This window comes from Streptomyces sp. NPDC032822 (assembly GCF_055578825.1).
In genome coordinates this window covers 290,304-314,136 of sequence record NZ_JBVIOL010000011.1, presented here as the reverse complement: position 1 = coordinate 314,136, position 23,833 = coordinate 290,304, and the positions used below count along the sequence as shown (strand labels likewise).

The 23,833-nt window shown below is 73.1% G+C and carries 17 protein-coding genes; 9 read left to right on the top strand and 8 right to left on the bottom strand.

Annotated features, from left to right (window positions below; translation table 11 throughout):
- Positions 1-101: 101 nt before the first annotated feature.
- The 4 genes from ACZ5VD_RS29790 (at position 102) to ACZ5VD_RS29775 (ending at position 5,992) form a co-directional block, all read left to right on the top strand.
- Entirely contained in the window at positions 102-1,217 is a 1,116-nt protein-coding gene (locus tag ACZ5VD_RS29790; RefSeq protein ID WP_468683841.1) for an aromatic ring-hydroxylating oxygenase subunit alpha, read from the top strand.
- Complete coding sequence (locus ACZ5VD_RS29785) at positions 1,198-2,664, top strand: aldehyde dehydrogenase family protein (RefSeq protein ID WP_468553353.1); 1,467 nt, start codon at positions 1,198-1,200, stop codon at positions 2,662-2,664. The genes ACZ5VD_RS29790 and ACZ5VD_RS29785 overlap by 20 nt, the downstream gene beginning before the upstream one ends.
- A 105-nt stretch (positions 2,665-2,769) precedes the next feature.
- On the top strand, positions 2,770-4,344 hold the full coding sequence (locus ACZ5VD_RS29780; RefSeq protein WP_468553354.1) for an APC family permease: 1,575 nt from the start codon (positions 2,770-2,772) through the stop codon (positions 4,342-4,344).
- A gap of 97 nt (positions 4,345-4,441) precedes the next feature.
- Positions 4,442-5,992, top strand: a complete 1,551-nt coding sequence (locus ACZ5VD_RS29775; protein ID WP_468553355.1) for a GMC family oxidoreductase — start codon at positions 4,442-4,444, stop codon at positions 5,990-5,992.
- 94 nt (positions 5,993-6,086) lie between these two features.
- On the opposite strand, the gene ACZ5VD_RS29770 is transcribed toward ACZ5VD_RS29775, so the two are convergent.
- The 4 genes from ACZ5VD_RS29770 to ACZ5VD_RS29755 all read right to left on the bottom strand — a co-directional run bounded on the left by ACZ5VD_RS29770 (position 6,087) and on the right by ACZ5VD_RS29755 (position 14,134).
- On the bottom strand, positions 6,087-10,706 hold the full coding sequence (locus ACZ5VD_RS29770; RefSeq protein ID WP_468683822.1) for a coiled-coil domain-containing protein: 4,620 nt from the start codon (positions 10,704-10,706) through the stop codon (positions 6,087-6,089).
- A 97-nt stretch (positions 10,707-10,803) separates the two neighbouring features.
- On the bottom strand, positions 10,804-11,694 hold the full coding sequence (locus tag ACZ5VD_RS29765) for a hypothetical protein (RefSeq protein ID WP_468553357.1): 891 nt from the start codon (positions 11,692-11,694) through the stop codon (positions 10,804-10,806).
- 127 nt (positions 11,695-11,821) lie between these two features.
- Positions 11,822-13,348 carry a hypothetical protein gene (locus ACZ5VD_RS29760; protein ID WP_468683821.1) on the bottom strand — a complete coding sequence of 509 codons (1,527 nt, stop codon included), beginning with the start codon at positions 13,346-13,348 and terminating at the stop codon, positions 11,822-11,824.
- Positions 13,349-13,426: 78 nt separating this feature from the next.
- Positions 13,427-14,134 (bottom strand): GntR family transcriptional regulator, encoded by a 708-nt coding sequence (locus tag ACZ5VD_RS29755; protein WP_468553359.1) that lies wholly within the window; start codon positions 14,132-14,134, stop codon positions 13,427-13,429.
- A gap of 172 nt (positions 14,135-14,306) precedes the next feature.
- On the opposite strand from ACZ5VD_RS29755, the gene ACZ5VD_RS29750 reads away from it, so the two are divergent.
- Genes ACZ5VD_RS29750 through ACZ5VD_RS29730 form a run of 5 tightly spaced genes read left to right on the top strand, consistent with a single transcriptional unit; the run spans position 14,307 to position 18,732 of the window.
- Positions 14,307-15,608 (top strand): MFS transporter, encoded by a 1,302-nt coding sequence (locus tag ACZ5VD_RS29750; RefSeq protein ID WP_468683820.1) that lies wholly within the window; start codon positions 14,307-14,309, stop codon positions 15,606-15,608.
- Positions 15,605-16,450: a putative hydro-lyase gene (locus tag ACZ5VD_RS29745; RefSeq protein ID WP_468553361.1), complete on the top strand. Its 846-nt coding sequence runs from the start codon at positions 15,605-15,607 to the stop codon at positions 16,448-16,450. The genes ACZ5VD_RS29750 and ACZ5VD_RS29745 overlap by 4 nt, the downstream gene beginning before the upstream one ends.
- Positions 16,451-16,481: 31 nt before the next feature.
- The gene (locus ACZ5VD_RS29740; RefSeq protein ID WP_468683819.1) at positions 16,482-17,240 is read left to right on the top strand and encodes a LamB/YcsF family protein; all 759 of its coding nucleotides are present in this window, start codon (positions 16,482-16,484) and stop codon (positions 17,238-17,240) included.
- Complete coding sequence (gene pxpB / locus ACZ5VD_RS29735; RefSeq protein ID WP_468683818.1) at positions 17,237-17,866, top strand: 5-oxoprolinase subunit PxpB; 630 nt, start codon at positions 17,237-17,239, stop codon at positions 17,864-17,866. Before ACZ5VD_RS29740 ends, pxpB begins: the two co-directional genes overlap by 4 nt.
- Positions 17,863-18,732, top strand: a complete 870-nt coding sequence (locus tag ACZ5VD_RS29730) for a 5-oxoprolinase subunit C family protein (RefSeq protein WP_468553364.1) — start codon at positions 17,863-17,865, stop codon at positions 18,730-18,732. The genes pxpB and ACZ5VD_RS29730 overlap by 4 nt, the downstream gene beginning before the upstream one ends.
- 146 nt (positions 18,733-18,878) lie before the next feature.
- Here the strand turns inward: ACZ5VD_RS29730 and ACZ5VD_RS29725 are convergent, their stop codons facing one another.
- The 4 genes from ACZ5VD_RS29725 to ACZ5VD_RS29710 form a co-directional block, all read right to left on the bottom strand.
- Entirely contained in the window at positions 18,879-19,757 is an 879-nt protein-coding gene (locus ACZ5VD_RS29725; RefSeq protein ID WP_468553365.1) for an SGNH/GDSL hydrolase family protein, read from the bottom strand.
- A complete protein-coding gene (locus ACZ5VD_RS29720) occupies positions 19,754-20,962 on the bottom strand; it encodes a glycosyltransferase (protein WP_468683816.1) in 1,209 nt (402 codons plus the stop codon). Before ACZ5VD_RS29720 ends, ACZ5VD_RS29725 begins: the two co-directional genes overlap by 4 nt.
- Positions 20,959-22,092, bottom strand: coding sequence for a glycosyltransferase family 4 protein (locus ACZ5VD_RS29715; RefSeq protein WP_468553367.1), 1,134 nt, complete (start codon positions 22,090-22,092; stop codon positions 20,959-20,961). Before ACZ5VD_RS29715 ends, ACZ5VD_RS29720 begins: the two co-directional genes overlap by 4 nt.
- 245 nt (positions 22,093-22,337) lie before the next feature.
- Complete coding sequence (locus ACZ5VD_RS29710; RefSeq protein ID WP_468553368.1) at positions 22,338-23,756, bottom strand: HEAT repeat domain-containing protein; 1,419 nt, start codon at positions 23,754-23,756, stop codon at positions 22,338-22,340.
- Positions 23,757-23,833 lie beyond the last annotated feature (77 nt).

Genomic DNA, 23,833 nt, shown 5'->3' with positions numbered 1-23,833 from the left:
TGACGACGACCCCCGCCCCCGAGACGTCCGCCCCCGAGGCTCCCGTCTCCGCGGCCCCGCCCGACGCCGGCCCGAGCTCCCCCGGGCCGCTCCCCCCCAGCCTGATCGCCACCCTCCCCGGCGACTACTACACCGACCCGGAGATCTTCCGCCAAGAACAGGAACACCTGTTCGAGTCGATGTGGTTCTGTGCCGTCCGCAGCGCCGACCTGGCCGCACCGGGCGCCTTCCGCACCGTCCAGGTCGGCCGCGAGAACGTCCTCGTCACCCGCGGCCGCAAGGGCGAGCTGCGTGCCTTCCTCAACGTCTGCCGGCACCGCGGGGCCCGGCTGTGCACGGAGGAGTCCGGCGAGGTCCGCCGCACCCTCCAGTGCCCGTACCACGCATGGACGTACGACCTCGACGGCCGGTTGATCGCCGCACCCAACCTGATCAGGATGCCGGACGTCGACCGGGTCGAGTACGGACTGATCAAGGTGTCACTGCGTGAGTGGCTCGGCTACGTCTGGGTGTGCCTCGCCGACGAACCGCCCTCCTTCGAGGAGACGGTCGTGCACGCCGCCGTGGAGCGGCTCGGCGACGTGGCCGCCATCGACCACTACGGCACCGAGAACCTCGCCCTGGGCCGGCGGATCGTCTACGACGTGAAGGCGAACTGGAAGCTGATCGTCGAGAACTTCATGGAGTGCTACCACTGCGCGACGATCCACCCCGAGCTCACCGACGTGCTGCCGGAGTTCGCCGACGGCTACGCGGCCCAGTACTACGTGGGGCACGGCGCCGAGTTCGGCGAGGAGGTCAGGGGCTTCACGGTCGACGGCAGCGAGGGCTTCGCCAGGCTGCCCTCGGTCTCCGAGGACCAGGACCGCCGCTACTACGCCATTACGGTGAAGCCGACGGTGTTCATCAATCTCGTCCCGGACCATGTGATCCTGCACCGCATGTTCCCGATGGCCGAGGACCGCACGGTCGTCGAGTGCGACTGGCTCTACGCGCCGCAGGTGGTGGAGTCCGGGGCGGACCTGTCGAAGTCGGTGGAGCTTTTCCACCGGGTGAACGAGCAGGACTTCGAGGCCTGTGAACGGACGCAGCCCGCGATGGCGTCGCGCGCCTACCGCAAGGGTGGTGTGCTGGTCCCCAACGAGCACCACATCGGGATCTTCCACGAGTGGCTCGTGGAGAAGCTGGGAGGCGGTCATGCCGGACCTGTTCATTGACGGCACGTGGCGCAGTGCGGTCGACGAGCGCACACGCGAGATCCGCTGCCCCGCCGACGGCTCCCTGGTGGGGGTCGTGGACGAGGCGGGCGGCAAGGACACGGTGGAGGCGATCGCCGCCGCCCGCCGAGCCTTCGACGAGGGGCCGTGGCCGCGCACCTCCCCGAACGACCGCGGTGACCTGCTGCTGCGGGTCGCCGACCTGCTCGTGCGGGACAAGGCCGCGCTCGCCCGCGCCGAGTCCCTGGACACGGGCAAGCGGCTCGTCGAGAGCGAGTACGACATCGACGACATCGCGAACTGCTTCCGCTACTTCGGGCGGCTGGTGGCGAGCGAGACCGGCAGAGTCGTCGACACCGGCACGGAGGGCGTCGACAGCCGGGTGGTGTACGAACCGGTCGGCGTCTGCGCGCTGATCACACCGTGGAACTATCCGCTCCTGCAGACGGCCTGGAAGGTCGCCCCGGCGATAGCCGCCGGCAACACCTTCGTCCTCAAGCCGAGCGAGCTGACCCCGCACACGGCGATCCACCTCATGCGTCTCCTGGAGGAGGCCGGGCTGCCCGCGGGGGCCGGCAACCTGATCCTCGGCGCCGGTCCGGAGGCCGGCGCTCCGCTGGGCGACCACCCGGACGTGGACCTCGTCTCGTTCACCGGTGGCCTGCAGACCGGTCGCCGTCTGATGGTGGCCGCGGCCGCGACGGTGAAGAAGGTCGCGCTGGAGCTGGGCGGCAAGAACCCCAACATCGTCTTCGCCGACGCGGACTTCGAGACGGCCGTGGACATGGCGCTGACCGCCGTGTTCCTGCACTCCGGGCAGGTCTGCTCGGCGGGTGCGCGGCTGCTGGTCGAGGACTCCCTGCACGACCGGTTCGTGGACGAGGTCGTCCGCCGGGCGCGGCGGATCCGGCTGGGCGGGCCGTTCGACGAGCGGGCGCAGACCGGCCCGCTGATCTCGGCGGCGCACCGTACGAAGGTCGAGGAGTACGTCGCCAAGGGGCTGGCGGAGGGGGCGGTGCTGCGCTGTGGGGGCGCGCGGCCGTCCGGGCCGGGCCTCGACGACGGCTTCTACTATCCGCCGACCGTGCTGGACGAGTGCGCCGCCGGGATGTCGGTGGTCCAGGACGAGTCCTTCGGCCCCGTCCTCACCGTCGAGCGCTTCACCGGCGAGGACGAGGCGGTGCGCCTCGCGAACGACACGATCTACGGCCTGGCCGGTGCCGTCTGGACGAGCGACGAGGCCAGGGCGGCCCGGGTCGTGGGGCGACTGCGGCTCGGCACGGTCTGGATCAACGACTACCACCCCTATGTGCCGCAGGCGGAATGGGGCGGTTTCAAGCAGTCGGGCTTCGGGCGCGAACTCGGTCCGGCGGGCCTCGCCGAGTATCGCGAGACGAAGCACATCTGGCGCAACACGGCCCCGACACCGCAGGGTTGGTTCAACTAACCCCCGCGTAACACCCCGCACACGCCCCCCATGTACAACCCCCCTCATTGATCCCGGCACCCGCGCCGAGCCGCTCCCCTCCTCCGGCCCACCAGGAGTCCGCTCATGACGACCACCGAGCAACCGACAGGCCCACAGAAGAAGAACAACGACGACTCCGAGCTCACCGAGTTCGGATACCGGCCCGAACTCAAACGCACCCTCGGCAACTTCCACACCTTCGCCGCCGGAATCAGCTACATCTCGATCCTGACCGGAACCTTCCAGCTGTTCTACTTCGGCTACGCGAGCGGCGGCCCCGCCTACTGGTGGTCGTGGCCGATGGTCTTCGTCGGCCAGTTCATGGTCGCCCTGTGTTTCGCGGAGCTGGCCGCCCGCTACCCCGTCGCGGGCTCGGTCTACAACTGGTCGAAGAAGATCGGCAATCCGCACCTGGGCTGGCTGGCCGGCTGGATGATGCTGATCGCCTCGGTCGTGTCGATCGCGGCGGTGGCGCTGGCCTACCAGTTGACGCTGCCGCAGATCTCGTCGTTCTTCCAGTTCGTGGGTGACGGCACCGGCAAGTACGACGTGGCGACCAACGCGGTCGTCCTGGCCGCGGTGTTGATCCTGTTCACCACGGTGGTGAACGCCTTCGGCGTCAAGTTGATGGCGAGGATCAACACGGCGGGCGTGTTCATCGAGCTGATCGCCACCGTCGTCCTGATCATCCTGTTCGCCGTCCACATCACCCGCGGTCCGCAGGTGGTCATGGAGACGAACGGCACCGGGTCGGCCTACGGCAACGGGTATCTGGGCGCCTTCCTGGTGGCGTCGCTGGCCTCGGCGTACGTCATGTACGGCTTCGACACCGCGGCCTCGCTGGGCGAGGAGTCCCTCGACCCGACCCGCAACGCGCCGCGCGCCATCCTCCGGGCGATCGTCGCCTCGTTCGTCCTCGGCGGTCTGATCCTGCTGCTGGCGCTGATGAGCGTCTCCAGCCTGAAGGGCGACAAGCTGTCCACGGACGGGCTGCAGTACGTCGTGCTCAACGTGCTCGGCCCGACGGCCGGCAAGGCGATGCTGTGGTGCGTGTTCATCGCGGTCACCGTGTGCGCGCTCGCGGTCCACACGGCGGCCATCCGGCTGGCGTTCGCGATGGCCCGGGACAACAACCTGCCCGCGTCCGCGAAGCTGGCCAAGTGCCACCCGCGCTACCAGACGCCGGTGCTGCCGACCGTGATCATCGGGGTCCTGGCGCTGGCGATCCTGGTGGTCAACATTCGTCAGCCGCAGATCTTCACCGTCGTCACCAGCATCGGCATCATCATGATCTACCTCGCCTACCTCGGCGTCACCGTGCCGATGCTGGTCGCGCGGCTGCGCGGGAGGTGGCAGCCGGCCGGCGACGGCAAGTTCTCGCTCGGGCGCTGGGGACTGCTCGTCAACATCGGCGCCGTGGTGTGGGGCACGGCGATGGCGATCAACCTGCTCTGGCCGCGGGCCGCGGTCTACAACGCCACCGCGCCGTTCCACTGGTACCTGCAATGGGGTGCCGTCCTGTTCGTGGGGATCATCGGGGGCGGCGGCTTCGCCTACTACTGGTTCATCCAACGGCACCGGACCGGCGTGCTCGCCGACCACAAGTTCGAGGACCCGACCCCGCCGGCCGCTCCCTTCGCGACCCCGGCGGCCGAGTGAGACACGGCCACGGAGCCGGCGACCCGTCCGGCTCCGTCGGCCTGGGAGCCGGCGCACAAGCCGGCCTACGAGTCGGCCTACAAGGAGGTCACCACTCATGAACACCGATGAGTTCGACTACGTCGTGGTCGGCGGCGGCACCGCGGGCAACGTGGTGGCGGCCCGGCTCTCCGAGGACCCCTCCGTCACGGTGTGCGTGCTGGAGGCGGGACCGAGCGACGTCGGCGACGACGACGTCCTCAAACTGGACCGCTGGATGGGCCTGTTGGAGTCGGGCTACGACTGGGACTACCCGGTCGAGCCGCAGGCCAGCGGCAACAGCTTCATGCGGCACGCCCGGGCGAGGGTGCTGGGCGGCTGTTCGTCGCACAACTCCTGTATCGCCTTCTGGGCCCCGGCCGAGGACCTCGACGACTGGGCCGCCGGGGGCTGTACGGGGTGGAGCGCCGCCGACCTCTTCCCGCTCTACCGGCGGCTGGAGAACAACGACGCCCCCGGTGAGCACCACGGCCGCACCGGCCCGGTGAAGCTGCGCACGCTCAAGAGCGACGACCCGTGCGGTACGGCCCTGCTGGAGGCCTGTGCGCAGGCGGGGATCCCGACGACGCCCTTCAACACGGGCACCACGGTGGTCCGGGGCGCCAACTGGTTCCAGATCAACTCCGACGAGAACAACACCCGCCAGTCGTCCTCGGTCGCCTACCTCCACCCGATCATGGGCAAGCGGCCGAACCTGGAGGTGCGGACGGGCGTACGGGCCAAGAAGCTCGTGCTCGACGGCCGGCGCTGTGTGGGCGCCGAGTACCTGGACCCGGACCTGATCCACACCCGGACGGTACGGGCCCGCCGGGAGGTCGTCGTCTCGTGCGGGGCGATCGACACCCCGAAGCTGCTGATGCTCTCCGGCATCGGACCGGCCGCGCAGCTGCGCGAGGTGGGCGTCGAGGTCGTGGTCGACTCGGCGGGCGTCGGCGAGAACCTCCAGGACCACCCCGAGGGCGTCATCATGTGGGACGCCGCGCAGCCCATGACCACCACGTCCAGCCAGTGGTGGGAGGCGGGCATCTTCTACGACACCGAGGAGGGCCTGGACCGTCCCGACCTGATGTTCCACTACGGGTCGGTGCCTTTCGACATGAACACGGCCCGCTGGGGCTACCCCACCTCGGAGAACGCGTTCTGCCTCACCCCGAACGTGACCCGGGCGAAGTCACGGGGAACGGTGCGGCTGCGGACCCGGGACTACCGGGACAAGCCGAAGGTGGACCCGCGGTACTTCACCCACGAGCACGACGCGCGGGTGATGACGTACGGCCTCAAGCTGGCCCGTCGGATCGCCGAGCAGCCCGCGCTCAGCGGCTGGGCGGGCGCCGAACTGGCTCCCGGACCGGACGTGCGGACCGACGACGAACTGCTCGACTACATCCACAAGACCCACAACACCGTCTACCACCCGTCCTGCACCGTGAAGATGGGCGCGGACGACGACCCCTCGGCCCCGCTCGACGCACGGCTGCGGGTCAAGGGGATCGAGGGACTGAGGGTCGCCGACGGGTCCGCCATGCCGAACCTCGTCACCGTCAACCCGTGCATCACGACCATGATGATCGGCGAGAAGTGCGCGGACCTGTTGAAGGAGGACGCGTAGACGCCCCTGAGGGGCGCGGGGCTGCAACAAGGGCGGCTCCGCCACATGGGCGCGACAAGCCACGACGGGCCCGCGGTTCCCCGCGACCGTAGCCCTACGGAGCGCTCGGCGCAGGTCGCTTGAACATCCGCGTCGCGGTGATCTCACTGTGCGTCGCATCCCCGGCGGGAGCCTCCGGCAGCCCCGGCCGGAGATGCTCCTCCACGCTGATGTACTTCAACCCGGCGCGCAGATCCGCGTCGTTGCGCAACCGGATGACCAGCGGGAACTCGGCGAGCGCGGTCGTGTCGAACAGGCCCGTGGTGTAGAGCAGTTGGACACCGAGCGCGTCCGACACGGCCCGCTGCAGCTCCAGCAGATAGGTCGCGTTGGCCCGCCCGATCGGGTTGTCGAGGAAGAGCGTGCCGGCGTGCCGGTGCTTGTCGCGGCCCCGGTCGTTCGACCGCAGGGCGGCCATCGTGCAGTACAGGGCGATGGCCGCGGTGAGCAGCTGGCCGCCGGAGAACACGTCACCCATCTGCCCGACGGGCACCCGCTCCGCGCGCAGCACGGCGTCCGGCTTGAGGATCTCGACGGCGATCCCCTTGGGCTGCAGGGCGGCCCCGACTCCCCGCAGCAGCAGGGACATGCCGTCCCGCCGCAGGTCGGAGTTCTTCTTCACGGCCGCCCGGGTCGCCTCGTCGACGACCTCGCCGAGCCGCTCGGTGAGGACGGCCTGGTCGGGCTCCTCGAAGCGGATCCGCAGGAACTCCTGCCCGGACCACTCCCCGAGGCCTTCCGGCAGCCGGGACAGCCGCTGCGCGGACCGCAGGGTGGCGAGCGCCGACTCGACGAGCCCGCGCAGCCGGTCCACGATCGAGTCCCGGTTCCGCTCCAGCTGCGCCAACTCGTCGGTGAGGACGCGGAGTCGGGGCGCGAAGGCGTCGGCCCACCGCTGGGCGTGCTCGGGCAGCGAGGAGGCCGGCAGTTCGCGGATCTGCTGCCGGGCGGGGGTGCGGACCTGTTCGTAGCGGGTGGAGTTGGCGTGCCGGACGAGGATGTCGCTCGCCTCGCGCACGGCGGACTCGGCGGCCGACAGGTCGGCGGCGCAGCCGCGCAGGGACCTGCGGGCCTCGGCGGCGGACTGCCGGGCCTCCTCCGGGCTGCCGGGGTACGCCTCGGACTCCTCCCGCTCCTCCTCCGGGGTGTGCTCGCGCAGCAGGTCGCGGAGCATGGCGGCGATCTCGTCGAAGCCGCCGGCCGCGTCCTCGGCGGCCCGGTGGGAGTCGAGCAGTTCGGCGTGCGCCTCCCGGGACAGGCTCAACGCCTCGGTGCGCGAGGCGAGTTCGGCGGTGGCGGTGCGCAGCAGCGCCTGGGCGTGCTCGGCGTCGCGCGGCTGCTGGTCCGCGGGCAGCTCGGTGTGCGTCTCGCCCTCCTCGGGCGCGTGCCGCTCGGCCTCGCCGCGCAGCCGCCCGAGCTGCTCGCTCGCCTGGGACATCCGGGTCTCCAGGAGCTGGACCAGCTCATCGGCGCGGGCGACGGCGGCCTGCCGGGACGGGCCGTCCGAGCCGTCGGGTGACTGGAGCAGCTGCTCCGCGCGCGTGCGGACCTTGTTGCTCAGCCGGTCCAGGTCGGCGCGCGCCGCGCTCTCGTCGCTCTCGGCCCGCGCCTGCTCGGCCCGCAGATCGGCGCCGACGCCGACCTTCTCGTACAGCTGGGAGGCGGCCCGATAGGCCTCCCGGAGTGCGGGCAGGGACGCCCTCGGGTCCGTGGTGCCGTTCTCCGGTACGTCGTCGGGGGCGCCCGCGATCTCGGCGCGCTCGGCACGCAGTGCCCGTGCGGTGCGGCGGGCGTCGTCGGCGGCGCGCTGGGTGGCACGCCGGTCCTCGTCGGCGGCGCGGGCCCGGTCCAGGCAGGTCTGGGCGCGGGCCTCGGACTCGGTGGCCTCGTCGGCGAGTTCGCGCAGCTTGACCTGCCAGCCGGCTCGCTCCCGCAGCCGGAAGGCGAGCCCGGCGAGGGCGTCTGCGGCGCGCCGCGCCTTCTGGGCGCTCTCCTGCCGCTCGTCCCGGACCTGGGCGGCCTCGGCTGCGGCCTCGTCGGCCTCGGCGCGCACGGTCCGCGCCTCGGTGAGTTCCGCCTCGGACTCCTCGGCGAAGGCCCGCGTGTCACGGGCGGCTTGGCCCAGCTCGACGAGCCGGCCGGCCGGACAGCCGGTGCGCCAGGAGGAGAGTCGGGCGGCGAGTTCCCGGTCCTTGCCGAGGCGCGCCGCGAGCGCCCGGATCTCCTCGTCCCGCTCGGTGGCCCGCGCGCGCAGCGTCTGCCGCTCCTCGTCGGCGGCGTGCTCGTCGTGCATGGCCGGGTTCGGCGGTACGAGGAAGACGTCCCCGTCGCCCGCGTCCGCGGCCGGCGTCGGCGCGAGCAGCGCGGCCGCCGTGCCGACCGCCACGGCGGACCGCGGCAGCAGGGCGGCGTCGCTCAGCGCCTGGCGGGCCCGGGCGTGGGTGGCGGGGTCGGTGATGATCACGCCGTCGACCAGCTCGGGCCGGGCGGCCAGCACGCGCGCGTGGTCGGTGGGGTCGACGGCCTGCGCGAGATAGCGCCAGCCGGGCAGGGCGGGGATGCCCTGCTCGCCGAGGAACTCGACGGTGGCCAGCACGTCCGGGCCGGGCGGCAGCAGTCCGCCGTCGCCGAGGGCACCGAGGATGCGGGAGTCGTCGGCGGCGGCCGTGCGCAGTTCGAAGAGCTGACGTTCGGCGGCGGAGACGGCGTCGTCCAGCAGTTCGCGCAGCTCGTCGGCGAAGCGGTCGAGGTCCTCGGGGGTGAGGGCCCCGTGATCGACGTCGTCGGTGTCCTGCCGGGGCTGCGGGACCGCGCCGGAGCGCGTGTCACTGCCGGTCAGGCTCAGCAGCTCGGCCAGCCGCTCCTCGGCCGCCAGGGCCTCGGCGAGGCGGCGTTCGGCCTCGAAGGACCGCTCGGCGGCCGTCGCCGCGTCCTCCGCGCGGGCCGCGGTCAGCTCCGCGCGGGACCCCTCCGCCGCCGCCTCGCGCGCGTGCTCGGCGGCGCGCTGGGAGGCCTCCCGTGCGCTGTCCCAGGCCGCTACGGCCGCCTTCTCGGCGTCGCTGGCGGCGAGGGCCGCGCGCGCGGGGTCGGCGTCGGGCGCGCTGTCGTCGAGCCAGCCCGCGCGCACCGCCTCGGCGGTCTCCTGCTCGACCTCGGACAGGCGCTGGCGCAGATGTCCGACCTCGCTGCGGGCGCGCTGGGCCTCGGTGGCGGCGGAGGTGGAGTCGCGGTGGGCCGAGTCGCTGACCTCCTGGAGGGCTCCGGAACGCTCCTCCTCCTCGTTGGCGAGGTTCTCGGCGCCGTCCGCGGCGGCGTGCAGCGCGCGGACGAGGTCGACGGCGGCCCGGGACCGGGCGGCGAGGGCGGGGGCCGCGTCCCGTTCGGCCTCCTGGATCGCGGCGGCCACGCGGGCGACCCGGTCGGCGGCGGCGCGGTGCCGCAGCACGGCCTCGGCGGCCTGCCAGGCGGAGTGCAGGGTGCGCGCGTCGGCAAGTTCGCGTTTCTGCGCGGCGGCCGACTTCTCGGTGGCGGCGAGCGCCAGCGAGGCGTGCCGGTAGGCGAGTTCGGCGGCGATCAGCGCACTGCGGTCCCGGGCCGACTCGGTGTGCGTGACGGAGGACGCGGCGGCCGTGACCCGCTGGGCGAGGTCGGTGGCCCGTACCCGTTCCCTGGCCCCGCGGGCCGACAGCCGGCGTGCCAGGTTCCTGGTACGGCGTTCGGCCCCGGCGTGGATGTCCCGCGCGCGGGAGCGGCCCTCGGTGGCCTCGACGATCCGGCCGAGCAGGTCGACCGACCCGGCGGTGAAGTCCCGTTCGGCGATCAGCTCGGCCCGCCGCCCCAGCTTGTTGCCGAAGCCGCTGACCAGGTCGGCGAGTCCGTCGGTGTCGCGGGTGTCGGTCACCGCGCGCAGCAGCAGGTCGGTGAAGTCGGAGTCCTTCTTGACCGCGAAGAGGCCGGCCGCCTCACCCTCGTCGGCGTTCATCTCCCGCTGGTAGCGGAAGAGTTCGGGGTCGAGGCCGAGGTCGCCGAGGTGCTCGATCCACCGGTCGTGGATCTCCTCCCAGTGGACCTCCAGATGCGGATACGCCTTGCCGGCCTCGGTGATGGCGTCCCGGAAGCCCTTCATGGTCCGGCGGCGGCCCTGCGCGCCCGACTGACCCTCGACGAAGGCCCGCACGGCGGTGGACTCGGCGACGGGCAGGCTGTCCAGGCTCAGCCCGGGACCGGGGCGGAAGGAGTACCAGGCCTCGGCGAACTTCCGCGGGTCGTTGGAGACCTGACGCCCCCGCCACTCGCTCACCTTGCCGACGACGACGCACTCGCCGGTCAGCACGTGCTGCCATTCCAGCGCCACGTGACCGCAGTCGTCGGCGAGCAGGAACTTGCGCAGCACACCGGAGCTGGCGCCGCCGAGGGTGTTGCGGTGCCCGGGGAGCATCACGGAGAAGATCAGCTTGAGCAGGACGGACTTGCCGCCGCCGTTCTCCAGGAAGAGCACACCGGCGGGGGCCGGCCGGCGCGGCGGGCCGACCGGCTCCTCCTCGAAGAACTCCGCCTGGGTGGGCGCGGGGTCGGGCACGGGCTCGCCCACACCGCGCAGGTCAAGCACGGTGTCGGCGTAGCGCGCACCGGCGGGCCCGATGGAGTAGAGACGGACCCGGGACAGCTCGTACATGGCGGACTCTCGTAAGTCTTCGGCAGGTCGGGGAAGTTCAGGTCGGAAGGTTCGGGTGGCGGGAGGTCAGAACAGGAACGTTCGGGGCGGGGCGGGTTCAGGACGGCGACGGCGCGTGGAACGGCAGTCCGGCGTCGGCCGCCAGCTCCAGGTCGTCGGTGTCCTCGGCGGGCAGCAGGGTCGGCGTCCCGTCGGTGACGGGGACGACGCCCAGCTCCAGCAGCTCGGCCATCGCGGCGGCGCCGGCCATGTCGCGCACCTGGAGCTGGTAACGAGCCGTGGTCCGGTAGGTACCGCCGCCGTCGTCCCCGGTCCGCTGGAGGAACCCGGAGTCGGTGAGGAAGGCGACGGCCTTGCCGACGATGCCGGTCGTCGAACCGGCGAGCCTGCGCGCGTCCTTGGTGGCGCCGGTCGCGCTGCGTCTGACCCAGATCCGCCAGGCGGCCTCAAGGCCGGGCGCGTCGGTCGCCGGGTCGGTGTTCTCGCCCTGCTCGTCGGCACGCTCCTCCAGCCGCCGGCAGGCCTGCCGGACGAACGCGTCGACGCCGTTGACCGAGACCCGCCCGATGTAGCCGTCGTCGGCGAGGTCCTCCGGGCGCGGAAACGCCATCGCGGCGACGGCGAGATGGGCCAGTCCGTGCAGGAACCGGTCTCCGCCGTCGGCGGACGTCCGGCGCGCGTAGTCCCCCATCCGCACGGCGAACACCGAGTCCTCGGCGGCGGTCACGGCCATCCCCGCGCGCGGGGACACCTCCAGCACGACCAGCCCGAGCCCGGCGGCCACGGCGTCGGCCAGCCGCGCGAACGCCGGATCCTCGCGGTAGCGCCGCAGCAGCTCCGTGTACTCCTGATCGCGGGCGGGCTGCAACTTGGGCTGCAGCCCGAAGGCCACCAGCCGGGCCGCGTCGGCGGCGTCGGCGGGGGTGACGGCGGCGGCCACGGGCGCGGCGGCAGCCTCCGGCTCACTCCACTCGACGTGCTCGGTCACGACTGCGACTCCTTGGACTTGAGGGCACAGGGGCGGTTCGCCCACCCGGGGGCGTGGGGCTGTGACATCTGCGGCTTGGCCGTGTGGGCGCGGCCGGCCACCGCCGGCCCGCGGCCGAGAGAGGACATCACGCGGCCTCCGTCCTGCCCGCGGCCATACCCGCCGCGTCCAGAAGAGCCATGCCGACGATCAGATCCGCCCCGCCGAACTCCGGATCGTCCAGTTCCGTCCCGTCGTCCACGGCGAACAACAGCTTCTCCTCTCCCTGCCGATAGGCGGTCCCCACCGGCGGGCTGGCCGCGTGAACGGCCAACAGGGCCACCAGATAGGGCAACTCCGCGTCCTGCCCGCGCGCCTCGGCCAGCAGGCCCGACAACCGCCGTGGTGCGTCCGCCGGCAGATCCAGCAGCTCCATCGCCGCGGCCAACTGCCCCTCGCTGAACCGGCTGTCGTCCGGCGTCGCGATGAGATCCGGCTCCGGCATCTCCGCGCCCAGGTGCTCCCGCTCCGTCGGCGGCGTCAGCAGTATGTCGACGAGGTCGCCCACCCGCACCGACACCGGCGTACGCAGCCCCGTCCCGCGGGCGAAGAACGCGTCGGTGACCCGGACCGCCTGCTCCAGGGGCAGCGGCAGGGCCGGTGCGAGCAGATGTCCGTACAGGTCGGTCCCCGACGTGGTCATGGGGGTGGCGAAGGCCTGTCGGTCCTGCTCGGCACGGAACAGCGGCCCGGCCTCCAGGAGCCGGGACTGCAACTGCGTGTGGCGGCGGATGCAGTCCTTCACGATGTCCACCAGCTCGGCGGCGCGCCGCTTCTGCTCCGGGTCCTCGGACTCGTCGCGGGCCTTGCGGATGTTGGTGAGGATCGCGTTCTCGTGGCGGTACCGGTCGGCGACGTGGTCGAGGGCCTCGGCGATCATGTCAGGCACGGTGGTGAGCCAGTCGACGGCCCGGACGTTGCGCCGGGTCGCGTCCAGTGCGCGGCGCAGGGTCTCCGAGTACTGGACCGTGCGGTACCGGGCCTGCTCGGCGGCGAGCTGGGCGTCGGCGAGACGGCCTCGGCTGATCAGCACCTCCAGCTTGACCTCGGCGGCGATCTGCGCGCTGGTGACGTCGGTGTCGAGGGCGCCGACCAGGACGTTGACCGCCTCGTCCGTCGTGCGGAGGTAGACGGACCCGCCCGGTCCCGGCACTTCCTCGATCAGCTTGAAGTCGTAGTCCCGGCGCACATAGGTGCCGTCCGGCGCGAAGGTGCCGTAGACCGCGCGGAAACCGCGGTCCACGCTGCCGACGTTGATCAGGTTCTCCAGGACCCAGCGCGCCACCCGTTCGTGCTCGGCGACGGGCCGCTGCGGGGCCTGGGCGGCGATGCGCGGGATGAGCCTGGCGACTATCTGGTCGTGGTCCGCGCCGGTGTCGAAGTCCATGTTCAGGGTGACCAGGTCGATGGCCGCGAGGGCGACTTCCGCCATGCCGTACACCGAGTACTCGCCCGCGAGGTTGGCCTTGCGGGTGTCGAGGTCGTGCAGGGGGGCGGTGCAGGCGAGCGCGCGCAGCCGCCGCGCCAGTCCCTCGTCGGCGGCCGGTCCCGGTGCGGGGCGCGGCCCCGCGCTGAGCTGGGGCGGAACGCTGTCCGTCGATGCAGGCGAAGTCACGGTGCACAGACTAGGTCCTCGGTCTGACAACGACCCAAACGACGCAGATGCGACGGCCGTCACGCGGGGACGACGGCCTCAGACGGCACCCGTCCCGTCCTCACCGACCCGGCGCCGGTACACCTCGACCACGCGCTCCAGTGAGTCCGCGAGGTACACCGCGAGCAGTTTCTCGGCCTCGTCCTTGTCCCCGGCCTGCAGCGCCTGGAGGATCCGCTGGTTGCGCGCGAGATAGGGCTCGTGCAGCCGGCGCGGGTCGTCCACCACGTGGAAGGCGAGGCGCAGTTCGGCGAAGACGCTGGTCATCAGCTCACTGGTGCGCTCGCTGCCGGCGAGCGCGACCAGTTCCCGGTGGAAGTGGATGTTGGCCGTACCCAGCGCTTTCCAGTCACCTTCACGCGCCGCCCGCTGCCCTTCCGCCACGGCCTCCGCAAGGCCCTCCAGCGAGTACGGGGGCTTACCGAGCCCTCGGACGACCGCGCACTCGACGAGGCCGCGGGTGCGGTAGATGTCCTCGACGTCCTCCACGGTCAGCACGCGGACGAAGACGCCCCGGTTCAGCTCGTGGACGAGCAGGCGTTCGTGCGTGAGCAGCCGGAACGCCTCGCGCAGCGTGTTGCGGGAGACCCCGAGCGCACCGCCGATGCTGTCCTCCGACAGCCGGGTGCCGGGTGGGAAGAACCCTTCGGCGATACGGCTTCTGAGGATGTCCGAGACCCGTTCGGCCGTGCTGGTGCGGCCCAGGAGTGCGCGGTCGTCGGCCAGTCCCGCCAGCTGCTCTGCCATGCCCGGAATTCAATCGCAGATACAAGAACGAAACAACATAGGTATTGAAGGATCGTTCAACGATCCTCTACCTTGCTACGAACGGCGTCGCCCCCGCTCGACGACGGCACTGCTTCCGCACGGCACGGCTCAGACCCCACGCACCCTCCGTCCTCCCTCTGCGAGGTGCCCCATGAGCACGACCCCTCCACCGCAGGCCCTGACCACCGAGGCACAGCCCGGGACCGACGAACGCCTCGGCGACGACGGGGCGCTGGGCTGGCTGCGCGCCCTCGGACCGCGGGGCCGCCGCGCCTTCGCCGGCGCGTTCGGCGGCTACGCCCTGGACTCCTACGACTACTTCACCCTGCCGCTGAGCATGGTCGCGCTGGCCGCCTACTTCGGCCTGGACAGCGGCCAGACCGGCCTCTTCACCACCGTCACCCTGGTGGTCTCCGCGATCGGCGGCGCCCTGGCGGGCGTCCTGGCGGACCGGATAGGCCGGGTCAAGGCGCTGATGATCACGGTGATCACCTACGCGGTCTTCACGGTCGCCTGCGGTTTCGCGCCCAACTACGAGACCCTGCTGGTCTTCCGCGCCCTCCAGGGCCTCGGCTTCGGCGGCGAGTGGGCGGTCGGCGCGATCCTGGTCGCCGAGTACGCGAGCGCCAAGCACCGGGGCCGTACGCTCGGCGCGATCCAGAGCTCCTGGGCGGTGGGCTGGGCGCTCGCCGCGATCATGTACACGGTGGTCTTCTCGTTCGCCGGCGACGACCTTGCCTGGCGGATCATGTTCTGGACCGGGGCGCTGCCCGCGCTCCTGGTGATCTGGATGCGGCGCCGTGTGCAGGACGCGCCCGAGGCCATCGCCGTACGGGAACAGCACACCGGGAAGGGCTCGTTCGCGGCGATCTTCAAACCCGGCCTGCTGCGCGTCACACTCTTCGCGGTCCTGCTCTCCACCGGCGTCCAGGGCGGTTACTACACCCTCGCCACCTGGGTGCCGACGTATCTCAAGACCGAGCGCGGCCTGTCGGTCGTCGGCACCGGCGGCTACCTGACGTTCCTGATCTCCGGCGCGTTCCTCGGCTATCTCACCGGCGGCTACCTCACCGACCGGCTGGGCCGCCGGCGCAACATCTGGCTCTTCGCGCTGCTGTCGGCCGTGTGCATCCTGGCGTACGCGAACATCCCGGACGGCGCCAACACCCTCCTCCTGGTACTCGGTTTCCCGCTCGGCTTCTGCATGTCGGCGATCTTCAGCGGCTTCGGTTCCTACCTGAGCGAGCTGTACCCGACGGCGGTGCGCGGCACGGGCCAGGGCTTCACGTACAACACCGGACGCGCGGTGGGCGCCGTCTTCCCGACCACGGTCGGCTTCCTGGCCGACAGTTGGGGTGTGGGCGGCGCGCTGGTTTTCGGCGCGATCGGCTACGGCCTGGCAGCCCTGGCCCTGCTGGGCCTCCCGGAGACGCGTGGAAAGGAACTGGCGTGAACCGCACGGAAGACCGCCCTCGGGCCGTGACGAACGACCAGCCTCTGACCCTCGTCGACGAGCACGCGCACGCGTGGAGCCCGAGGGACGCCCGGACCCGATTCCGCGCGGGGCTCGCGGGCCCCACCGCCGGGGTCGCGGCGGGCCACACCCAGGTCAACCTGATCTCGGTGCCCGCCGACTGGGCGTACGACATGCTGCTGTTCTGCCAGCGCAACCCCAAGCCCTGCCCGGTGCTCGACGTCACGGACGCCGGTTCCTGGAGCACCGTCCTCGCGGACGGCGCCGACCTGCGCACCGATCTGCCGCGCTACCGGGTGTGGCGGGACGGCGAGCTGGTGGACGAGCCGACCGATGTGCGCGCCCACTGGCGCGGGGACCTGGTGTCGTTCCTGATCGGCTGCAGCTTCACCTTCGAGTGGGCGCTGTCCGGGGCGGGCGTCCCGATCCGTCACATCGAGCAGGGCCGCAACGTCCCGATGTACGTGACCGGGCGCCAGTGCCGTCCGGCGGGCCGGCTGCACGGCCCGCTGGTGGTGTCGATGCGCCCGGTGCCTCCGGAGCACCTGGCGGCCGCCATCCGGGAGAGCAGTCTGCTCCCGGCGGTGCACGGCAGCCCCGTACACTGCGGCGATCCCTCGGCGCTGGGCATCGACGACCTCGGGAGCCCGGACTTCGGCGACCCGGTGGACCTCGCTCCGGACGACATCCCGGTGTTCTGGGCCTGCGGAGTGACCCCGCAGGCGGCGGTGACCGCCTCGCGCCCGCCGTTCGCCATCACCCACGCGCCGGGCCAGATGTTCCTGACCGACGCCCGCGACGAGCAGTACCGCGTGGCCTGACAAGGGGCCGGAGAAGGAGTGGCGAGGATCCATGACCTCGATCGACCTGAACGCCGATCTCGGCGAGGGCTTCGGCCGCTGGCGGCTGACCGACGACGAGCAACTGCTCACCGTCGTCACCAGCGCCAACGTGGCGTGCGGCTTCCACGCCGGGGACGCGGCCACCATGCGGCGGGTGTGCGAGCTGGCAGCCGCGCGCGGGGTGCGGATCGGCGCCCAGGTCTCCTACCGGGACCTGGCGGGGTTCGGGCGGCGCGCGATGGACGTGCCGTCCGCCGAACTGGCGGCCGAGGTGGCCTACCAGATCGGCGCCCTGGAGGTGTTCGCCCGCGCGGCGGGCACGCGTGTGTCGTACGTCAAGCCGCACGGCGCGCTCTACCACCGTGTCGTGCACGACACGGAACAGGCCGGCGCGGTCGTCGAGGGCGTGCTCCTGGCGGACGTCGGACTGTCCGTCCTCGGGCTGCCCGGCTCGCGTCTGCTGGACCTGGCCCGGGAGGCGGGCCTGCCGGGCGTCACGGAGGCGTTCGCGGACCGCGCGTACACCGATGAGGGCACGCTCGTCCCGCGCGGTCTGGACGGCGCGGTGCTCACCGATCCGGCAGCGGTCGTGGAGCGCTCGCTGGACCTGGCGCGGCACGCCACGGTCACCTCGTACTCCGGGGCCCGCATCGAGGTGCGCGCGCGTTCCTTGTGCCTGCACGGGGACACGCCGGGCGCGGTGGAGCTGGCCCGCCGGGTCCGGCAGGGACTGGAGACGTCGGGCGTGCGGGTGGAGGCCTTCGTATGAGGGCGCTGCCCGTCGGCGACAGTGCCCTGCTCCTGGAGGTGGCCTCGGGCGACGAGGCCCAGGCCCTGCACGCGGAGTTGCTGCGCCGCCGCGCCGAGGGCTCCCTGTCGGTCCGCGAGATCGTCCCGGCGGCCCGCACGGTCCTCCTCGACGGCCTCGCCGACCCGGGACGCCTGGCGTCCGAACTGACCGCCTCCGAGGTCCCGCCCGCACCCCCGCGCGCGGGCGACGTGGTCGAGCTCCGGGTGCGCTACGACGGCCCCGACCTGGCGGACGTGGCCGCACACTGGGGTGTCTCGGCACAGGAGGTGGCCCGGATCCACGCGAGCACCGAGTTCCGCGTCGCCTTCTGCGGCTTCGCCCCCGGCTTCGGCTATCTGGCCGGTCTCCCGGCGCGCTACGACGTCCCGCGCCGGGCCACTCCGCGGACGGCCGTCCCGGCGGGCTCGGTGGGCTTGGCGGGCCCGTACACGGGCGTGTACCCGCGTGCGTCGCCGGGCGGCTGGCAGCTGATCGGCACCACGGACGCCGCCCTGTGGGACCACGCGCGCGTGCCGGCCGCGCTGCTGTCGCCGGGCACGCGGGTGCGCTTCGTCCCGGTGGCCCCGCCGACGGGAGCGGAATGACGGACCGCGCGCTGTCCGTCGTACGCGCCGGAGCACTCACCACCGTCCAGGACCGGGGCCGCCCCGGGCACGCCCACCTGGGGGTCCCCCACTCGGGCGCCCTGGACGGCCCGGCGGCGGCCCTCGCCAACCGGCTGGTCGGCAATCGTCCCGAGGCGGCCGTCCTGGAGACCACCCTCAACGGCTGCGCGGTACGGCCCCGTTCGACGGTCACCGTGGCCGTGACCGGGGCCCCCTGCCGAGTGACGGTGGACGGGCGCCCGGTCGCCTGGGGCACGCCGGTGGCGGTTCCCGGGGGCGCGCTCCTGGAGGTCGGACCGGCCCTCTCCGGAGTACGTGGCTATGTGGCCGTCTCCGGCGGCGTCGCCGTGGAGGCGGTGCTCGGCAGCCGTTCCACGGACCTTCTCTCCGGGCTCGGCCCGCCGCCGCTCACGGACGGCGCGGTGCTGCCCCTGGGGAGCCCCGGATCGCCGCACGCGCGCGTGGACTTCGCCCCGCAGCCGGCGCCCCCGGCCGAACTCGTCCTGCGGGTGACGCCGGGGCCGCGCGAGGACTGGTTCACCCCGGAGGCCGTCCGGGTCTTCACGTCCCGCACGTACCGGGTGGCGTCCGCGAGCAACCGCATCGGGCTGCGCACGGAGGGCCCCGCCCTGGAGCGGGCCCGGCCCGGTGAGCTCCCCAGCGAGGGCATGGTGCTGGGAGCCGTCCAGGTACCGCCCGACGGCCGGCCGGTGGTCTTCCTCGCCGACCACCCGACCACCGGGGGCTATCCGGTGATCGCGGTCGTCCGCACGGCCGACCTCCCGGCCGCCGCCCAGGCGGCACCGGGCACGCCGGTGCGTTTCGTGGCCGTGCGCCGCCGTTGAAGGGCCCATCGCAGGGCGCTGGAACGCCCCTGCCGCGAGGTGGTGAGGCACCCCCTGGCACAGGCCGGTGGGACACCCCTGCCGCGAGGCGGTGCAGCACCATGCCGTAGGACGGCGAGCTCCTGTGTGACGTCCGGTGTGAACTCCTACGCGGCGTCCGGCTGTCGCTCCGCCGCCGACAGGGCCGCGAGCGCCGCCGACACCGCCGCCGAGGCCCGCAGATCGAGCCGGGCGCTCGTCCCGCGCACGCGGTGGCGCAGTTCGTCGGCGGCGAGCGTCAGGAGCTGCGGCAGCAGGTCGGTACACCGCCGGGCCACCCAGCCCGTCCCCGCGGTGGCCAGCCACCACAGGCTCGCCGACCTGGTCGACACCGGGAACCCGGGCTCGGGCGAGGGCGCGGTCCCGGTGGCGAGACCGGCCTCCGCCAGCAGCGCGTGGAAACGCAGGGCCAGTTGCCGGTGCCCACGCTCCCCAGGGTGCAGCCGGTCCGCGCTCCACAGGGCACGGTCCATGAGCCAGGCGCCCTCGGAGGCGTGCAGATGCACGGCCCCGTACCGCTCGGACAGCGCGTGCACGACGGCGTTGACGGCTCGCTGTCGCCGGGCCAGCGGACGGGCCAGGGCACCCGGCAGCCCGAGCATCGCGCCGGGGTCCGGCAGACAGGCCGTGAGCAGGACCGCGCCCTGCTCGGTGAGGGCCGAATACACGGTGTCGAGGCGCGCGGCGACGGCCTGGATGTCGAAGGTGCAGCGCAGGGTGTCGTTGACGCCGATGACGACGGACGCGAGGTCGGGCCGCAGCGCCCGCGCGGTGGGCAACTGCCTCTCCAGCACGTCCCGGGTCTGCGCCCCGCTCACCGCGAGGTTCGTGAACTCCACGGACTCCACCGACCCCACGGACCCGGCGGGCCCTTCGCCGATCCCGCCGGCGAGCAGCGCGGCCCAGCCGCGCCACCCGTCACCGACGGGATCGCCCACTCCCTCGGTCAGCGAGTCGCCCAGCGCCACGAACCGCACCGGCCTCATGTCACGCCCCCGGGCATGAAGGGCCGCACCGACGAACCGGATGAGCCGGATATAGCGGTCGAGGGGGACGGAACGGACACCGCCGCATCGTGAGCGTCGAGGAATGCGCCGACCGCCGTGTCCCAGCCAAAACACTCCGCACGCGCGCGTGCACCCCCGCGCCGCTCCTCCACGGACCGTTCGAGGAGCATCTCCACGGCGTCCGCGAAGGCATCTCCCGCGTCGGCCGCGACGGCCCCGGCGGAGCCGATCACCTCAGAGAGGGCGGACGAGGCGCTGGCCACGACGGGGGTGCCACAGGCCATCGCCTCCAGTGCGGCCAGCCCGAACGTCTCGGCGGGACCCGGTGCCAGGCACACGTCGGCCGACGCCTGGAGCGCGCCGAGCACGGCGCGGTCGGCGACATGCCCGAGGAACGTCACCGGCAGCCCCCGCTCCCGCGCCCGCTGTTCGAGGCGCGGTCGCAGCGGGCCGTCCCCGGCCACCACCAGCACGGCCCGCCGTCCGCGCCTCAGGAGCGCCTCCAGGGTCTCCAGCGCGGTTCCCGGCCGCTTCTCCACGGACAGCCGGGAGCACATCACGAGCAGCGCCTCGTCCCCGCGCGCGTGCCGGGCCCGCAGTCCGGGGTCGCGCAGGGCGGGATGCCGCTGCTCCAGGTCGACGCCGAGGGGCGCCCGGACGACGTTGCGCGCCCCGATGCGCACGAACTCCCGCTCGGCGAACTCCGTGGTGCACACCACGCGCGCGTAGGTGTGTGCCGTACGGACGTTGAGGGCGTCGGCTGTGCGCCGGGCGGCGCCCTCCGGGATTCCCCAGGTGCGCAGCACACCGTCGGCGGTCTCGTGGGAGACCATCACGGCGGGGATCCGGGCGCGCCGCGCCCACTTGCCGGTCCACCGGAGCGTCGTACGGTCGGAGACCTCCAGCCGGTCGGGGGCCAGTTCCTCCAGGAGCCGTGCCACGCGCCGCTTGTCGGTGAGCACGCGGTATCCGCCCGTGCCGGGGAGCAGCGGCCCGGGCAGGGTGATCACCCGGCCCTGCTCGGTCTCCCGGTCGCCCACCCGTTCACCGGGCACGATGAGCACCGGCTCGTGTCCGGCCGCCTTGAAGCCCCTGCCGAGTTCGCGCAGCGCGGTGCGCAGCCCGCCGGAGGCCGGTGCCACGAAGTTCGCCAGCCGCACGATGCGCAGGGACTGCCCGCTCATGCCGCCACCGCCGTCCGGCGACGCGCGGCGAGTACGTCGCCGTAGTGCCCGATCAACTGGTCGCCGACGGCCGCCCAGGTGCGTGCCTCGACGGTGGCCCGCGCGGCAGCGCCGAACGCGGCGCGCAGCCCGGGGTCGCCGGCCAGGGACCACACGGCGTCCCTGACGGCGTCGGGGTCGTTCGGCGGGACCAGGAGTCCGGTGCGCCCGGGGGCGACCAGGTCCAGCGGTCCGCCGACGGCGGGCGCGACGACGGGCACGCCGCTCGCCATGGCCTCCTGCACGGTCTGGCAGAAGGTCTCGAAGGGGCCGGTGTGCGCGAAGACGTCGAAGGAGGCGAAGATCCGGGCGAGTTCGTCGCCCGTGCGGCGGCCGAGGAAGACCGCGCCCGGCAACGCCTCGGTGAGGCTCGGCAGGCTCGGCCCGTCGCCCACCACGACCACGCGGACGCCGGGGAGACCGCAGGCTCCGGCCAGTAGCTCGACGTGCTTCTCGGGGGCGAGCCGGCCGACGTAGCCGACGATCAGCTCACCGTTCGGGGCGAGCTCGCGGCGCAGCGTCTCGTCCCGCAGTTCGGGGCGGAAGCGGGCGGTGTCCACGCCCCGCTGCCACAGCCGCAGCCGGGGCACGTGGTGGGCCTCCAGGTCGTGCAGGGACGCGCTGGACGGGGCGAGGGTGAGGTCGGCCGCCGCGTGGACGGAGCGGATGCGCCGCCAGGCGGCGGCCTCGCCGGCGCCCATGTAGGTGCGGGCGTATCCCGCGAGGTCGGTCTGGTAGACGGCCACGGCCGGGATGCCGAGCCGGGCGGCGGCGGCCATGCCGCGGACGCCGAGGACGAAGGGACTGGCCAGGTGGACGACGTCGGGGCGGTGCGCGACGAGTGCCGCGGCGAGGCGTCGGCTGGGGAGGGCGACGCGGACCTGGGGATAGCCGGGGAGCGGAAGGGAGGGAACGTGGACGACGGGGCACGGCGCCGGCGAGGCGGCGGCCTGGTGTCCGGGAGCGGGAGCCGGTGCGACGACAAGGGGGGCATGACCGCGATCGACGAGGTGCCGGGCGGTCTGGAGCGCGCAGTGGGCCACGCCGTTCACATCGGGGGGAAAGGATTCGGTCACGATGACTACACGCATAAGGGTGTTCTCGCCGCGCTGGACGTGGACGCGTCAAAGTGGATCTTTCTGAACGACGAACGTCCCGTGAGCGTTGCGCGGCGCACCCGAGCAGGTCGGACCGCGTCCACGTCGGGCCGCCCCGTGGGTCGCCCCGAGTTCACCCGGCGCCCGCGACAAGCGCCTCGGCGGGTCCTCGACGGCCCCTCGCGAACGCGCCGGAAGGGGCTCCCCCGTACCCGCCGGGCGGGTTCCCCCAGGCGCCGTCACATGGCGGTCGCGTCCGGTCCGATCCGGCTGCGTACGGCCGTCTGGACCTCGGCCTCCTCGGCGGGATCGGCGGCCAGGCGGCGCAGTCGCTCCACGACCCGGGCGTCACCGGTCTCGGCGTGCCGGGCGGCGATCTCGCGGGTGGTCTCCTCGCAGTCCCACAGGCACTCGACGGCGAAGCCGGTGGCGAAGGAGGGGTCGGTGGCGGCCAGGGCGCGGGCGGCCCGGCCGCGCAGATGGGACGAGGCGGTCTCCCGGTAGACGTGCCGCAGGACGGGGGCCGCGCAGGCGATGCCCAGCCGTCCGGTGCCGTCGACGAGCGTCCACAGGGTCGGTGCGTCGGGGCCCTCGCCCCGGACGGCCTCCCTGAGCGCCGCGAGGACGAGTTCGCTGTCCTTGGCGCCGCCCCGGCAGGCGAGCATGCGTCCGGCGGCCGCGCCGAGCGGATCGGGCCGTCGGGCCCAGCCGCGCGCCCGGTCGACGGCGGCGACACTCTGCATACGTTCGAAAGCGTCCACGGCGGCCTCCACCACGGCCACCGGGCCGGTGACCACGGCCACCTCGATCAGTTCGAGGGCGTCCCGGTCATTGCTGTCGGCGAGATAGCGCAGGGCGGTGCACCGGGCGCCCTCCGTGCCGTCCTTGGCGGCCCGGAGGATCTCCGGCCGGTCCTCGGGGCCGGCGACGGCCGTGAGGCAGCGGGCGGCGGGCACATGGAGCGCGGCGCCGCGTTCGACACCTTGCTGCGCCCATTCGAAGACGGCCTGCACGCTCCACCCCGGACGGGGTCCGGTGGGGCGCATCTGGCGCTGCCAGCGGTCGAAGCAACCGGCCTCGTGGGCGGCACGCACCCGCGTGGCGATGGATTCGCGCGGATCGTCGGCCCACAGCCGCCAGGGGCGGGGCTCGAAGGCGTCGCGTACGGCGGCGGCCAGTTCGGACTCGCCCTCGGTGTCGGTCGCGAAGCGCGCCAGGACGGGCGCCGCGAGGGCGCGCAGTCCGGCGTCGTCGTCGCGCAGCGCGAGTTCGTCCAGGGCCCAGGCCCAGTTGGTGCCCGAGGCGGCGTACCTGCGCAGCAGTTCGAGCGCGTCCCGCCTGCCGTAGGAGGCGAGGTGGCCGAGGACGGCGAGGGTGAGCCCGGTGCGGGACTCCTCGGTGTCGAAGACGTCCTCGACGTCGAAGAGGTGCGCCTCGATCTCGTCCAGCTCGCCGTTCAGGTCGAGGTAGAGGCGGGCGTAGTAGAGGGAGCGGTTCTCCACCTGCCAGTCGTGGCGGGGATCGCGCAGCACACAGTGGTTCAGTGCCGCGAGCGCTTCGGGCCGTGGTGCGGTGAGCGCGTGCAGTGTGCCGTCGCCGCGGCCCCGCTGAAGCAGGCCGAGCAGCGTGCCGCTGGGCGCTATGACCGGATCGAACATGGGAAACAGCCTCACATCAAGCGTCGACGCAACCGGGATCCTGCATTACCTGGCCGCGTGACAACACGTCGGGGCGC